General features: G+C 61.5%; 15 protein-coding genes and 1 pseudogene. 14 read left to right on the top strand and 2 right to left on the bottom strand.

Annotated elements, in window-relative coordinates; genetic code table 11:
* Positions 1-83 precede the first annotated feature (83 nt).
* The 8 genes and pseudogenes from K4G67_RS16950 to K4G67_RS16915 all read left to right on the top strand — a co-directional run.
* Positions 84-683 (top strand): annotated as a pseudogene (locus K4G67_RS16950) (efflux RND transporter permease subunit); the annotation flags it as partial.
* A gap of 183 nt (positions 684-866) precedes the next feature.
* Complete coding sequence (locus K4G67_RS16945; protein ID WP_239807430.1) at positions 867-2885, top strand: ParB/RepB/Spo0J family partition protein; 2019 nt, start codon at positions 867-869, stop codon at positions 2883-2885.
* A 155-nt stretch (positions 2886-3040) separates the two neighbouring features.
* Positions 3041-3982, top strand: coding sequence for an ArdC family protein (locus K4G67_RS16940; protein ID WP_239807429.1), 942 nt, complete (start codon positions 3041-3043; stop codon positions 3980-3982).
* A gap of 11 nt (positions 3983-3993) precedes the next feature.
* Positions 3994-4428, top strand: a complete 435-nt coding sequence (locus K4G67_RS16935; RefSeq protein ID WP_239807428.1) for a hypothetical protein — start codon at positions 3994-3996, stop codon at positions 4426-4428.
* 303 nt (positions 4429-4731) lie between these two features.
* Complete coding sequence (locus tag K4G67_RS16930; RefSeq protein WP_239807427.1) at positions 4732-5685, top strand: DUF2493 domain-containing protein; 954 nt, start codon at positions 4732-4734, stop codon at positions 5683-5685.
* A 117-nt stretch (positions 5686-5802) separates the two neighbouring features.
* Positions 5803-6252, top strand: coding sequence for a DUF6878 family protein (locus tag K4G67_RS16925; protein WP_239807426.1), 450 nt, complete (start codon positions 5803-5805; stop codon positions 6250-6252).
* Between the two features lie 11 nt (positions 6253-6263).
* Positions 6264-6692 (top strand): DUF6915 family protein, encoded by a 429-nt coding sequence (locus K4G67_RS16920; protein ID WP_239807425.1) that lies wholly within the window; start codon positions 6264-6266, stop codon positions 6690-6692.
* A 356-nt stretch (positions 6693-7048) separates the two neighbouring features.
* On the top strand, positions 7049-7438 hold the full coding sequence (locus K4G67_RS16915; protein WP_239807424.1) for a single-stranded DNA-binding protein: 390 nt from the start codon (positions 7049-7051) through the stop codon (positions 7436-7438).
* A 116-nt stretch (positions 7439-7554) separates the two neighbouring features.
* Here K4G67_RS16915 and K4G67_RS16910 read toward each other — a convergent pair whose 3' ends face one another.
* Positions 7555-7785, bottom strand: a complete 231-nt coding sequence (locus K4G67_RS16910) for a DUF6437 family protein (protein WP_239807423.1) — start codon at positions 7783-7785, stop codon at positions 7555-7557.
* A gap of 328 nt (positions 7786-8113) precedes the next feature.
* Between K4G67_RS16910 and K4G67_RS16905 the strand changes: the two genes are divergently transcribed.
* Positions 8114-8350, top strand: coding sequence for a hypothetical protein (locus K4G67_RS16905; RefSeq protein WP_239807422.1), 237 nt, complete (start codon positions 8114-8116; stop codon positions 8348-8350).
* A gap of 102 nt (positions 8351-8452) precedes the next feature.
* Here K4G67_RS16905 and K4G67_RS16900 read toward each other — a convergent pair whose 3' ends face one another.
* On the bottom strand, positions 8453-8647 hold the full coding sequence (locus tag K4G67_RS16900; protein WP_239807421.1) for a dsRNA-binding motif domain-containing protein: 195 nt from the start codon (positions 8645-8647) through the stop codon (positions 8453-8455).
* A gap of 391 nt (positions 8648-9038) precedes the next feature.
* On the opposite strand from K4G67_RS16900, the gene K4G67_RS16895 reads away from it, so the two are divergent.
* Genes K4G67_RS16895 through K4G67_RS16875 form a run of 5 tightly spaced genes read left to right on the top strand, consistent with a single transcriptional unit; the run spans position 9039 to position 12886 of the window.
* A complete protein-coding gene (locus K4G67_RS16895; RefSeq protein ID WP_239807432.1) occupies positions 9039-10169 on the top strand; it encodes a tyrosine-type recombinase/integrase in 1131 nt (376 codons plus the stop codon).
* Positions 10166-11407: a tyrosine-type recombinase/integrase gene (locus tag K4G67_RS16890; protein WP_239807420.1), complete on the top strand. Its 1242-nt coding sequence runs from the start codon at positions 10166-10168 to the stop codon at positions 11405-11407. Before K4G67_RS16895 ends, K4G67_RS16890 begins: the two co-directional genes overlap by 4 nt.
* The gene (locus tag K4G67_RS16885) at positions 11400-11798 is read left to right on the top strand and encodes a type II toxin-antitoxin system RelE/ParE family toxin (protein ID WP_239807419.1); all 399 of its coding nucleotides are present in this window, start codon (positions 11400-11402) and stop codon (positions 11796-11798) included. The genes K4G67_RS16890 and K4G67_RS16885 overlap by 8 nt, the downstream gene beginning before the upstream one ends.
* Positions 11785-12114: a helix-turn-helix domain-containing protein gene (locus tag K4G67_RS16880; protein ID WP_239807418.1), complete on the top strand. Its 330-nt coding sequence runs from the start codon at positions 11785-11787 to the stop codon at positions 12112-12114. Before K4G67_RS16885 ends, K4G67_RS16880 begins: the two co-directional genes overlap by 14 nt.
* Positions 12092-12886 carry an MBL fold metallo-hydrolase gene (locus K4G67_RS16875; protein WP_239807417.1) on the top strand — a complete coding sequence of 265 codons (795 nt, stop codon included), beginning with the start codon at positions 12092-12094 and terminating at the stop codon, positions 12884-12886. The genes K4G67_RS16880 and K4G67_RS16875 overlap by 23 nt, the downstream gene beginning before the upstream one ends.
* The last annotated feature ends 371 nt before the right edge of the window (positions 12887-13257 follow it).

Genomic DNA, 13257 nt, shown 5'->3' with positions numbered 1-13257 from the left:
TCGTTCCTTCGTCACTACGACGAGACCCAAATCCTCCTTAATCTACAACCGTAAATCTGTGCCATTGGTGCTGACGGCGAACACAGAACCTCCAGGCCGCGCAGGCAAGGCTCGCCCTCGTCGTTCCGGTCTGCTTCGCGCTGGTATTGCTGCTCCTGTTCATGGCGCTCGGCGGATGGGTGCCAGCGCTGGCGGTGTTCAGCGCGATCCCGATGGCACTGGCAGGCGGGGTTTTCGCGCTTGCCTTACGGGGGATGCCGTTCTCGGTGTCCGCTGCCGTGGGCTTCATCGCTCTATCGGGTGTCGCGGTATTGAACGGGCTCGTGATGATGACCGCGATACGCCAGCGCCTCGACAAGGGAATGCCTCTCGATGAGGCGATCTCCGATGGCGCAATGGCGAGGCTGCGACCGGTGCTGATGACAGCGTTGGTGGCCTCGCTCGGCTTCGTGCCGATGGCCCTTGCAACCGGCACTGGCGCGGAAGTCCAGCGTCCGCTGGCCACTGTCGTGATCGGCGGATTGATTACCGCGACCGCGCTCACCCTCTTTGTCCTGCCCGCAATCGCGCGGCTCGTGCTCAATCAATCGGATGATGAGCGGAGCTGGCGCGAGAAGTCGTGGGATCCCCTGCGACGGAGTGTGAAGAGCAATCAGCAGCGCGAGCTGACGGACACCAGATGAAGATGGCCGACAAACAAAGTTTCAATAGCGCCGCACCATAGCCTCTTTTGTCCGAGGGGGCATGCACGCGGACTGTCCGCAAACGGCCACCAGCAATCAAGGAGAGGGGAGGGGGCTTGCTTCTGAATGAGCCGGATGGGCGTCGACCGTCGATGCCTGGGCTCGCAATCAGGAGTATGTCCCATGATCAAGTCGATCCCGTTGACCAAGCTGGTCCAGTCCCCTCGCAATGTACGCCGCCATGGCGATCCAGCCGCAGATGCCGAATTGAAGGCGAGCATTGCAGCCCACGGGTTGTTGCAGAACCTCATCGTTCGGCCGGCGCCCCGCGGAAAGTTCGAGGTTGAGGCCGGAGAGCGGCGCCGCTGCGCTTTGCTGGCGCTCGCCGAAGAGAAAATCCTTCCGAAAGGGTACGAGGTTACGTGCCTCGTGCTGGAAGACGATGCTGGAGCCGCCGTCGAAACGAGCCTGGCGGAAAACTTCCATCGCCTCGCGATGAACCCCGCCGACGAAGCGCAGGCGTTCGCTGAGTTGATCGATGCTGGTGCATCTATCGAAGATGTCGCGCGCCGGTTCGGGCTGACCGTCCGCTTCGTTGAAGGCCGCCTGCGTCTCGCAACACTCGCACCCATCGTTTTTGAGGCTCTCGCCGCTGGCGACATCACGCTCGATATTGCCAAAGCCTTCGGCGCTACTTCCGATCAGGAGATCCAGGCGCGTGTCTACGAACAGGCGACCTCAGGCTATTATGCGCCCAGCGCCGACAGCATCCGGCGCATGGTGCTCTCCGGGACAGTTCGCGGCAGCGATGCACGCGCCCGCCTCGTTGGTCGCGAGGCCTATATCGCCGCAGGCGGACGGATCGAACGCGAATTGTTCGATGACGATGACAGCGAGTCCTGGGTCGATGTCGCGCTGCTCGAAAGCCTCGCCTCGGAGGAGATGGAGAAACGCGCAACGGCGCTCGCCGCCGAACAGGGCCTTGCCTGGGTCAAGCCGACGCTCGATCCCTATGCCAGCCACGATCTCGTCGAGGGCCTCGTGCGTCTTCCTGCTGAACCTGCTCCATTGACCGAAGCAGAACTCGCACGGCTTGATGAACTCGATGCATCGTACGACGAGCATGCGGCCATCCTAGAGGATGAAGGCAGCGCCGAAGAAGCGATCGCGGCCGCTGAAGCGACGATCGATGCCATCGAGCGCGAATGCGATGACATTCGAGCCAAGCCTCCCGAGCTTGATCCCGAATTGAAAGCCGGGGCTGGTATGATCCTCACCCTCTCACGCGACGGTACACCCATACTGCAGCCGGTATTCTACGGCGAGCGCGATAGCGAAAGCGTCGATGATGACGGCGGCGTCGAAGTGGTGTCGAGCGAGGGCAGCGCCGGCAAGCGCCGTGCAGCGTTGTCCAAGCGTCTGGTCGACGAGCTTGCGATGCAACGCCGTGACGTACTCGCGCTCCACGTCGCATCGGATCCGGGCTTGGCCCTCGACATCATGGTCTTCACGCTCGCCGATGCGGACACGCACGACTGGCGCTCGCGCGCGGCCACGACGCTGCGGGGCAGCGTTCCGTCCGGGCCTATCGCCGGTTTCGAGGCGAAGGATGCACCGGCGAGCGCATCGCTGGCCGAGCTGCGATCGGGCCTCGATGAATGCTGGCGATCGGGCGAGGATGTTTCCTCGCGCTTTGCCATGTTTCGCGCACTGTCCGATGAAAGCCGCGCCGCATGGCTCGGCTTCGTGGTTGCCCGCACATTTGAGGCAAGCCTCAATATGGCAGGTGAGCGCCAGATTGTGCTGCAGGATCATCTGGGTAGCGCGATCGGCATCGATATGGCGCAATGGTGGCGCCCGACCGCCGCGAACTACTTCGACCGCGTGTCGAAGCAGGTCATTCTCGACGCGCTCAGCGATGTCGGCGGTCTGGAACTGTCTTCGCGCTTTGCATCGGTCAAAAAGGGCGATCTTGCGATGAGCGCCGAACGCGTCTTTTCCGGGACCTATATCACCGAGGCCGAAATTCGCGACCGCGCGCTCGCCTGGGTGCCCGACGTCATGCGCTTTGCCGGTCACCCCTTGGCTGATGCCGAAGATGACCCCGAAGACACCGCTGTCGATAGCGATACCGAAGAGAGCGACGCCCGCGGCAGCAAGACCGATGAGGACAACCAGCCCCCGAGCGAGCTGGCCGCCTGACCTCCTCCTGACAGGTAAGGCTACTCGCCACCGTGAAGCGGTCCTCCGGCCTATGCCGGGGGGCCGCTTCCTTCATGGGAAGAGAGCGGAGGGGGCTCCGGGATCCTGGGTACTGACCGGCGCGACTGCCGGCAGGTCCTATCAGGAGATCCAATATGGCCTATCGCAAGGGACAGGGCGGCGGCTTGTCGCCCGCCGCCCGTATCACCCAGGAAATCATCGCCCGCCTCGAGACCGGCACGAAACCGTGGATCAAGCCATGGCGCGGCGTACCGCTGTCGCGGCCCTTACGAGCCTGCGGCATTCCCTATCGCGGCATGAATGTGTTCTGGCTCTGGATGGTCGCCGACATGTGCGGCTACGCTTCACCGTTCTGGATGACCTACAAGCAGGCGAAGGAACTGGGCGCGCAGGTGCGTAAAGGCGAAAAATCCACCATCGCCATCTTCTACAAGAGCTATACCAAGGAAGTGGAAGCCCCCGACACCGGCGAAAAGACCGACGAAAGCCGCCGCGTGCTGAAGGCCTACCCGGTCTTCAATGCCGATCAGGTTGAAGGTCTTCCCGAGCGCTTTCATCCTGCCCCGATGCTGGAGGACGTCGAGCCCGAAGGGCGTCAGGCCGAACTTGATGCCTTCTTTGCCAATATTCCGGCGGTCCTGCGCCATCAGGGCGATCAGGCCTATTACGAGCCGGTGGCCGACCGGGTGACGATGCCGCCCGCTAGCCTGTTCAGCGGCTTCGATCACTATTATGCGACGCTCGCGCACGAGCTGTCGCATTGGACCGGCCATGCCAGCCGGTTGGGCCGCGACCTCAAAAATCGCTTCGGCTCGGCCGCCTATGCTGCCGAGGAACTCGTGGCCGAATTGTCGAGCGCGATGCTGGGCGCCGAGCTTGGACTACCGGTCGCCCATCTCGATCACCACGCGAGCTATATCGAGCACTGGCTGGGGCTCCTGAAACAGGATGACCGCGCCATTCTCACCGCCGCGGCCAAGGCCGAGGAAGCCTCAAGGCTCCTGCTCAATCTGGGTGGCCGGATCGTGGCCGATGACAGCGACGAAGCGTCTGCCGACGCGGCGCTGGCAGCCTGAAGGAGGGTGTCATGGGCCGATCGGTCAGCTACCCGAGCGGGGCCATTGTCGCATTCACGGTCATTGAGACGGTGTCCGATGATGCCCATCAAAACGACTTCGATGTCGAATATGAATGGCTGTGCGATGACCTGCGCGAGCGCGCAGGTCACGCCTACCCTTCGCTAATCGCACATGACGGTTGGCGAGGCCGCGAAGACCGCATTCTCATGCGCAATGCCTATGCGGATTTTGGTCTGTCGGTTTACGGCGGTCTCGTCGCCGTGTGGATCGTCGAGCGCGACGATGGCGCCTACCGCGATGCCGATTGGCGCACGGCGAGATCGCCCAGAGCGCAGCGCTGGCTGTCCCAGATCGCCGCCCGCTTCGAAGCCCTGTTCGGCGACTATATCTGCCTCGGGCATATGTCGAACGGCGAGGGCGTCTATCGAAAGCGGGACGGCTGAACAGGAACAAGCAGTCATGCCGATGCAGCTTTGCCATTCCCGCTGACGAAGCTGGCTGTTTGCCCTCATGGTCTGAAGCCAGACGAGAGAGGCCCTGGGCCAGCCGCCAGTCTGCAGCAACCCGGCTTGCGCGAGGCCCGTGTTGGCCCGGCCCTTTCGGGCCGTCGGCCTGCCCGCACCAGCCTCACCCAAGCGGGTTTCCCCTGCGGGTGCGCATCCTGGCTGAAGCTGGCCCTGATGGGCTCTCGCTGGCGCATCCATGAGCGGGTGCGTCAGCCTCACGCCCGTCAGGAGGACGAACCCATGCATACATCATTTTCTGACCAGCTTGCCGGCCTGGACCTCTCCGGCTTTTCGATTGGGCCTGTGCCCGTTTCCACGAATGACTTCCCCTTGCGCGAGGCTGTCGTTCAGACGCTTGAGGCGGTCTGGTCCGATCTCTTCGCGATGGTGACAGGAACGGCGCTCGAGGCTGATGCCGAGGATCTCGGTTGGGCCTTCGTCAATATCTTCCACCGCTCCGCGACCCGCAAATCGGCAGCCGTCGACCGCGCAACCGACGAAGTCCGCGCGCTTCTGGCGACAGCCGATGGATCTGAAATTCACACCCATGAACTCGAGACCCAGGTCGAGCGTGCGCAATGCGCCGAAGGCGCCATGCTTGCACTCGAAGAAATGCGCGAAGTGGCCGCCAGCCTCTATCTCAACGAGTTCGGATCGTCCTGGAAGCCTGTGTCGAGTTCGCGCTTCAATCACAGCGCGATGCTCACCTCCGCGCTTGTCGAGGGCCGCGAATTTGTTCGCGCCCGGTCTGAAGCCAAGCGCCGCGCCGCCATGCCCGAAGGCACGCCGGTGATCTTTGCCGGTGGCCGCACACGCCATCCCAACGAGCAGGACGCGCGCATTTTTGCCAATAATGTCTGGGCAACGCTGGACAAGGTCCACGACCGGGTCCCGGACATGGTTCTGGTCCATGGCGGCGACACCAAGGGCGTCGACCGCCTAGCATCCTCGTGGGCCGAACGGCGCAGCGTATCGCAAATCAGCTTCTCGCTCGACATGCGTCTCGGCGCACGCGCAGGCTTCAAGCGCAACGAGCGCATGCTCTCGCTCGACCCGCGTTATGTCGTTGCCTTTCCCGGAAACGGGGTCTTGGAGCGACTGGTCATCGAAGCCAAGTCCCGGCGCATCACGGTCGTCGATCGCCGTGGTCCGCTCGGCACTTCGCCCAAGCGTCCGGATCGGGAAGCCGGCTGATCCGTCCGGCATCGCGCCAGCGCCAATGGCGCTGGCGCAGCCTGTCAGAGGACAGGGCTCTTTCCGTTGTTGCGGGCAGGCCGACCGGCGCCTGCCGCCGATATCAGGGGGCATCTCATGACCGATTATCAGACATTGATGGCCGATTTCGCGGCGCGCGAGGCTGAGCGCACGGCGCAGGCACGACTTACATTCCAGCATCTCAAACGGGCGGTGATCGATCCGCTGCGCACGGGCGGCATTACCCGCGTCGAGATCCGTTTCGATGGATATGGCGACAGCGGCGCCGTTGAGGAATGTGTGTTCTTCGATGCGACCGGATCGATCGCTTCGTGTCCTGACATGACTATCGAACCGATGGCCGGGAATGACGCGGTGCCGGACCGTCAGACGCTCGATGCTGCCCTCGAACAGCTGGCTTACCTTGCGCTCGAACGCCATCATCCCGGATGGGAAATCAATGAGGGTGCCTGCGGCGAACTGGTCATTGACGTGGCTGCGCCGAGTTTCGTTCTGGCCTGCCAGCTTCGCTACACGGCGACCGACGACCATTCGACCGATCTTTAAGGAGATGTGCGATGGCGCATTGCTATTATCACGCCCAGTCGTCGATCCGGAAATGGGGCGGGGTGGTGGAAGACTATCTTCCGCTCCACCAATGGTTCGACCAGTCGAAGGCGATCTTTGCGGATCCGCGGCACCGGGCCTTGCGGCATCATGCCGAGGGCATATTCATGCTCGAAACGCTGTTCGGGGCCACGATCGCGAATGCCGATCGCCGCGTGGTGCCGGTTCGCCTGATCGGCGAGCAGCATGTCCGCGAGGACCTCGGCGCCATCCCTTCCTTTGCGGATTGGGGGCGGCTGATCACGCCTCAGGACTGGATGCTACGCGGACATCGTCTGGACGAGGCGTTGCCGTCTGGACGCGGTGATGCTGACGGCGGCGGCGCGTCTTCAGGTGGTCGTCCGCCTGCGCCGGGAGGTGCTAAACGGATCGAGTTATGACGCCAGCCCCGTGGGGCAGGTGAGGTCGCGAGGGCAGCCCATAGCGGGATGAAACGCCAAGCCATGGTGCAACCTGGCGAAGGCATGCGGGACCAACCCGGCCTTGAAGCAAACCTGTCCTGAAGCACCCCAGTCGAGACGCGCAACCCCGATCAGGTCCGGCCGAGTTGCCGGTCACGTCTGGCGCATCGCCGGTGCCGAAAAGCGGTGCCCGCTTTCCGGCGCGATGCAGCGTGTCCGGCTGCCCGCACCACCCGAACCGGATCGGGGTTTCCCTTCGGTGCGCTTCGCCTTGGGTGCTTCCTGGTCGGGTTTGCAGCCGGGATGGACCCGGATGCCCGAACAGGAGAATGACCATGACCAATCTCGTTATCCTCGTAGGCCGTATCGCCCGCGACCCCGAAACCCGCACCACCCAGGGCGGGACCAGCATCACCTCGATTTCGGTCGTCACCGACCGTCCCGCCCGCAAGGACGGCAAGACCTACAAGGACGAAAACGGCTACACCGCCAAGGACAGCGAATTCCACCGCGTCACCTGCTTCAACGGTCTCGGCCAGAACGTCGCCAAATATTGCACCAAGGGCCAGATGGTGACGGTCGAAGGCCGCATCCACTATACGCAGTGGGAAGACCAGGACGGCACCAAGCGCTACGGCTGCGAGATCATCGCCGACAAGGTGGATTTCCTCTCCAAGGGCCGCACGGCCAGCAACGAGGGTGCCCCCGACATCGACGAGGACTGAGTTCCTCCCGCATTGACAAGGCTCCGGTGGCTCGCGCCATCGGGGCCTTTTCTTTTGCTTGGGAACGTGAGCGGCGGGGCGGGGCATCGAGCCCGCACCCCGCCGCGATGGAAGGTTCAGGCGGGGGCGAGCCGCCCCAAAACATCGTCGATCCCGATGGTGAGCGATGCGCGGATGAGCTGCTTCAGTTGCGTCGTTTCGATCGTCTCGGCGCCGCATTCGAGGAGAATTTTGCCCAGCTCACGAGCGGCTTCCTCGCGGAGCCTTACCTCTTCGGCATCGAGTGCGTCGCGCTGCTCGCGCAATTTCAAAAGCGCATGGCGCGCGTTCGGTTTGGACCTGGCCATCAGATATTCCTTTCTCTGGCCGTTGGTCCCCTCCACGCGTGACAGTGCCAGCATGGGGCCATGTAGGAAAACGGTTTTTGCCGCGATGCCAGTGCCTTTCACGCTGACGTTGGAGAGGTCTCTCTTGCAGAAAGACCAAGTGTGATGCGGGCTTTGGGGCCGCGTCAAGGACGACGGGGCCCCACCATTTTTACCGGGACAAGCCCGGCAAAAATCGTTTCCCCCATCGCCGCTTCGCGGCCGCGCGATGCGCGGTCCCTGACCCGGCCCGTCACCCACATCCTCGCAGCTCCTGATGCGACGCATCGAACATCAGGAGGACACGATCATGTACGCTTCACTGAATATCGCACAGGGCACATTCCAGGCCGATCAGGCAGCTTTCGTTGCCGCACTCGACAAGGCGCATGCCCGGTCCCTTCACAGCTACTTCACCCAATATGTCCTGACCGATGGTGAGGCAGGTTATATCGTGGTCGATGAGGGCGATTACGGCGCACTGCCCAAGGCCATGCTGGACCGGGTCATCGACACAGTGCCCGGAAAGCTCAATGATGAATTCTGAACCGGAAAACGAGGGGGAAGTCCGTCAGGGCTTCCTCCATTCTTTTTGCTCGGGTCCCTTCTTGCTTCTCCCGGATGTGTCGCGCGCTTAGTGTCGTTGGTATCAATCATTGGCGTCCGGCGCGTCGAATTCCTCCAGCCGATCGGGCATGTCGAGCAGCTTCATGGCCGCTGCCGAAATGGCCTTGGCCTTCGTCGGAAAGGCTTCCGCCGAACTGATCGACACGCCGTTTGCATAGGTCACGGTTGCCTGGAAACCATTGCCTTTGGGCATTGCGCTCAGTGTTACGTTTGTCATCGAAACGCTCCTCGATGGGATTTCGGCAAAGGCAGTTTCGTGCGTGTGGAGTCGATGGATCTCTAGCATAACCGGCCATCCGACGGCATCGTCTTTGTCCGTTAGTCTGGGACTTCAAATCCGTCGATCCCATACAGGGCTTGCCTCTGGAGCCGACCCTCGAAGCTGGGGACAGGGGTGCACACCCCACGCCGCCATGCGGCAGAAAGAGATTGTTAAGCAATAGGTTACGTGAAGTTGTTCCTCTACAAAGAGGAGCAAGTCAATGCAAGCAAATGGCTATCTGCTACCAGCGAATGAAGCCACGAATCATTCTCAGGCCCGGTCCGGTGATGGGCCTGGGAGTGGTGAAAAGGCAAAGCCGAGCAATCGAGTTCGGCTCAACGGCAATATCGTTCGGCGCAAACCGGGCAAGCGTCTCAGGGAGTATTGGGATGTTGACCTGCCGGGCTTCGGCCTTCGGGTAAATCCCGGCGGCAGGCGGACATGGTTTGTCCTGTTTCGCCAGCGCGGCAAGTTGCGGCGGGTGTCGCTCGGAACGTCCCGCGACATCTCGCCCGCCACGGCCCGACGCCTCGCGCGGGCGAAACTGGCGGAGGTAGCGCTGGACGGTCTGCCAACGCGCAAGAAGGCCCGAGCTGCGCAGAAGAGCGACGCACCCCTGCTGCGCGACTACGCCGAACGCTTCTGGGCTGACTATTCGCGACACTGGAAACCATCGACCCGAAAGCGCAACGAGAGCGCCATCTTCAAGGAAATCCTCGGCGCTTTCGGCGACCGGCGGATCGACGATCTGGCCAAGGGCGACATCCTGTTCTGGCGCGACAGCTTCGTCGAGCGCCCCGGCGTGTTCAATCGCACCTTGCCGGTGTTCTCTGTGATGATGGGCTATGCCGAACGTCTCGGCCTGCGACCGCGCGGCTCCAATCCCTGCAAGGGCACGCCCCGTTACAAGCGTAAACCGATGGAACGGTTTCTATCACCGCACGAATATGCGCGGCTTGCCACGGCATTGCGGGACTATGAGGCCGAGCAGCCGCTCTATGTCGCGGCGATCCGTCTGCTGGTATACACTGGGGCGCGTTGCGGCGAGATCGAGCAACTGCGCTGGGAATGGGTGCAGGAACCGCGCCTCATGTTGCCTGACAGCAAGACTGGCGCGAAGATCGTTTATCTCAACCGGCAGGCAATCGATGTGATTGCATCGCTCCCAGACCGGAAAGCAACCGGCCTGCTGTTCCCCTCGTTCCGCAATCCCGACAAGCCGATCACGCTCGGCATCCATTGGTCGAAAATCCGCAATCGCGCAGCTTTGCCGGATGTGCGCCTGCATGACCTGCGCCACAGCTTCGCGTCGGTTGCGATCCGCGACAACGTCTCGCTGATGGTAATCGGCAAGCTGCTGGGCCATGCGCTGGCAGAAACGACGACCCGATATGCCCATCTGTCCGACGAGATCGTCGCCGACGCAGCGGAGCGCGTATCCGGCTCCATCGCTCGCCTGATCGGAGTCGGGCAATGAACGCGCTGACCCTGCGGGGAATCGTCGCAGAGGAACTGGGCAGCCTCAAACTCCATGTGATTGGCAAGTGCGGTGGTCTGGGCGAGCTGCGCAAGACCTGCTGGACTCGCGAATTGCCGGGATTTGGCACCCGGCATTATGCCAGCGGGCGCAAGGTCTATATCGTCCAGGCACGAATGGAAGGGCGCACCCGCACGGTGACGATTGGCAACGCCAAGGTGCTGAGCCGTGCCCAGGCAATGGACGTGGCGCGCCGCGTCCTTCTGCGTGCCCAGACGGGCGACAACCCGGCGGAGGAGCGCATGCGGCTGCGCAAGGTTCCATCCTACCGGGACTTTCTCAAAACCTATTGGGAGCGGGTTTCGCCCAAATGGAAGCCGTCCACGCTCTACACCCACCGCTACTACAAGCGGAAATATCTCGACCGGGCATTCGAAGGCCTGTTCCTTGATGAGATCGAGGAACGCCATGTGCAAGAATGGTTCAACCGGATCACCAACACTGGCGGCCCCGGCGCCGCCAACCGTTGCGGTGAAATCCTGCGCGCCATGTTCAACAAGGCGGAAGCATGGGGTGTGCGGCCCGAAGGTTCGAACCCATGCCTCTACATCCGCAAGAACAAGGGGCGGAAGTGCGAGCGCTTCCTCTCTGACCAGGAGTTCCGGCGCATCGGCGAAGTGCTCGACCGGCATGGCAAAACCTTCCCGCTGCATTGCGCGGCGATCAGCCTGCTGATCCTGACCGGCTGCCGCAAGTCGGAGATCACCTGCCTCAAATGGAGCGAAGTGCGAGGGAGGCGCTTGCTGCTGACCGACAGCAAGACCGGCCCGCGCACGGTCTGGCTGGCCGAAGCGGCAGCGACGATCCTCCACGCCTTGCCGCGCCGGGATAAGCAGCGCTATGTGTTCTGGAATCCGGCCACCCAGCGCCCGATTACCGACATCGGCAATCTGTGGAGCAAGCTGCGAGACGAGGCTGGCCTGCCCGGCGTTCGCATCCACGATCTGCGGCACAGCTTTGCCAGCCATGCTGCCGCCCATTCCGAAACCCTGCCGATGATCGGCAAGCTGCTTGGTCATGCCGATGTGCGAACGACGACCCGATATGCCCATCTTGACGATGGGCACGTCATCGAGGCAGCGCAGCGGATCGGCGACCTGATCGAGCAAAACATGAGCGGCTCATATTCATTGAGCCGTAACACTAAGTATGATAGCGGAGCGTTGCTGCATGACTGAGAACCCGCGCATCCGCATCTACGCCAACCGCTGGTTCGCCAAGTTTGCGGCAAAGGAAAAGATCAGCGATGCCACGCTTGCTGATGCCGTACATCGGGCCGAATCCGGCCTGATCGATGCTGACCTTGGCAGCGGCCTTATCAAGCAGCGTATCGCGCGCCAGGGCGGCGGCAAGTCGGGCGGTTTTCGCTCGATCCTGATCTTCCGCTCGGGCGAGCGGGCCATATTCGTGTTCGCTTTCGCCAAGAGCGGCAAGGCGAATCTGAGTGCGGCGGAACTGAAGGTCTATCGCAAGGCGGCCAGCATCATGCTGGAGCTGGGCGAGGACCAGATCGAAACGGAAGTTGAAGCAGGCCGATTGGTCGAGGTGAAAGACGATGAGCAAGGCTAAGGCAAAGACCTACAAGAGCGAGGCGATGGCCGCCGTCCACGAGATGATGGAAGGCCTCCACGACGCAGGCAGCATCGACAAGCGCACTATGCGCGAGTTCGATGAAGCTTGCCTTTCGCCTGCGCCGGTTCTTTCGCCGGACGAGATCAAGGCGATTCGCGAGGCAGAGCATGTCTCGCAGCCGGTCTTCGCGCGCTATCTCAACGTGTCGAAGAATCTCGTGTCGGACTGGGAGCGTGGAGCCAAGAAGCCGGGTGGTCCGGCACTGAGATTACTCTCGATCATTCAAAGAAATGGCCTACAAGCTGTCGCTTGATTTGTTCACTATTGACGGATGGGATGTCGAATTGGCCATTGTTAACAAGCGGCGGCAGCATCCGGTTGGTCAGGGCTTTTTTCATTCAGCTGACATCTATGTGAACGGAAGGCCTAGCGTGTCGTATGTGTACGACTGCGGCTCCATGGAGCGATATGCATCCCAGCGGAAGCTTCAAATTTGCCAATATCTCCTTTCACGTTCCTCACCATCGAAGTTGGATATTCTGTTCATCTCGCATGTCCATTCCGATCATATAAGCGGCGTGGAGCAACTACTCAGTCGTGAGGAGGGACTGCAGGTCGACACGATAGTGCTGCCTCTCCTCAATCAAATTGATCGTTTGATTGCATTTGCCCGATCCGCCAGCGAGGATTGGCCGTCAGCCCGAAGTAGTTTCTACAAATCTTTTGTGACCGATCCTGTCGATGCACTGTCACGATTTCGTCCGCGTCAGATTATATTTGTTGAGGCTGGTAATCGCGATATCGGCGCCCCTGATGGAGGGGATCGCCCCTTGGAGCCACCGGATGGTGGGCCGTTTTCGGGGCGGGATGACACGGAAGATGCTCCAACTTGGAAACTGGTCGGCCGTGGGACTGTGAGTCACATGGATGGTGGACCGGTTCGACTGGATAGCTCCGCGACACAACAAATTACCCAATCGCTTATCCCTGATAATTTGGCGATGCTGATACGTTCTCCGCACGGTGATTGGCTACTTGCACCATTTGTCGATCCAACTGTCGCTTCGCATCGAAGACTATTCTGAAACGAGTTGGCGAAGCAGTGCGGAATCCCGCAACGTCAAATTGAAACATGGCTGCAAGCGAACGCGAACGTGAAGAGACTGCTGAGTGGAAACGCGAGCTGCCTTAAAGCCGCTTACAAGGTCGTCTCGAAAGACCTCAATATCACCTCGATGTGCCTATATTCTGGTCCAACGAGCAGGCGGCCTATTCCCTCCCGCGGCATCTACATCGGCACGTTTGGCAGCATTTATGCACATGGGAACGCTTCGACCCGACTTGGCTGGTTGGGTACCGGCGATGCTGCATTGAAGCACTCTCGTCGGCAATCCGATTTTCTGAGGCATTACGGAGAACTGCTGCGGGAGGTGACAACGCTAACGCTCCCACACCA

Source organism: Croceicoccus hydrothermalis, from assembly GCF_022378335.1.
In the GTDB taxonomy this organism is placed as follows: Bacteria; Pseudomonadota; Alphaproteobacteria; order Sphingomonadales; family Sphingomonadaceae; genus Croceicoccus; species Croceicoccus hydrothermalis.
This window is presented reverse-complemented; position numbering and strand designations above follow the sequence as displayed.

Excerpts from the sequence above, each read along its gene's own strand:
- K4G67_RS16910 (WP_239807423.1), bottom strand. The coding sequence starts at position 7,785 with ATGGCCAGGTCCAAACCGAACGCGCGCCATGCGCTTTTGAAATTGCGC.
- K4G67_RS16900 (WP_239807421.1), bottom strand. The coding sequence starts at position 8,647 with ATGACAAACGTAACACTGAGCGCAATGCCCAAAGGCAATGGTTTCCAG.
- K4G67_RS16890 (WP_239807420.1), top strand. The coding sequence starts at position 10,166 with ATGAACGCGCTGACCCTGCGGGGAATCGTCGCAGAGGAACTGGGCAGC.
- K4G67_RS16930 (WP_239807427.1), top strand. The coding sequence starts at position 4,732 with ATGCATACATCATTTTCTGACCAGCTTGCCGGCCTGGACCTCTCCGGC.
- K4G67_RS16905 (WP_239807422.1), top strand. The coding sequence starts at position 8,114 with ATGTACGCTTCACTGAATATCGCACAGGGCACATTCCAGGCCGATCAG.
- K4G67_RS16925 (WP_239807426.1), top strand. The coding sequence starts at position 5,803 with ATGACCGATTATCAGACATTGATGGCCGATTTCGCGGCGCGCGAGGCT.
- K4G67_RS16875 (WP_239807417.1), top strand. The coding sequence starts at position 12,092 with ATGGCCTACAAGCTGTCGCTTGATTTGTTCACTATTGACGGATGGGAT.
- K4G67_RS16945 (WP_239807430.1), top strand. The coding sequence starts at position 867 with ATGATCAAGTCGATCCCGTTGACCAAGCTGGTCCAGTCCCCTCGCAAT.
- K4G67_RS16880 (WP_239807418.1), top strand. The coding sequence starts at position 11,785 with ATGAGCAAGGCTAAGGCAAAGACCTACAAGAGCGAGGCGATGGCCGCC.
- K4G67_RS16915 (WP_239807424.1), top strand. The coding sequence starts at position 7,049 with ATGACCAATCTCGTTATCCTCGTAGGCCGTATCGCCCGCGACCCCGAA.
- K4G67_RS16940 (WP_239807429.1), top strand. The coding sequence starts at position 3,041 with ATGGCCTATCGCAAGGGACAGGGCGGCGGCTTGTCGCCCGCCGCCCGT.
- K4G67_RS16920 (WP_239807425.1), top strand. The coding sequence starts at position 6,264 with ATGGCGCATTGCTATTATCACGCCCAGTCGTCGATCCGGAAATGGGGC.
- K4G67_RS16885 (WP_239807419.1), top strand. The coding sequence starts at position 11,400 with ATGACTGAGAACCCGCGCATCCGCATCTACGCCAACCGCTGGTTCGCC.
- K4G67_RS16935 (WP_239807428.1), top strand. The coding sequence starts at position 3,994 with ATGGGCCGATCGGTCAGCTACCCGAGCGGGGCCATTGTCGCATTCACG.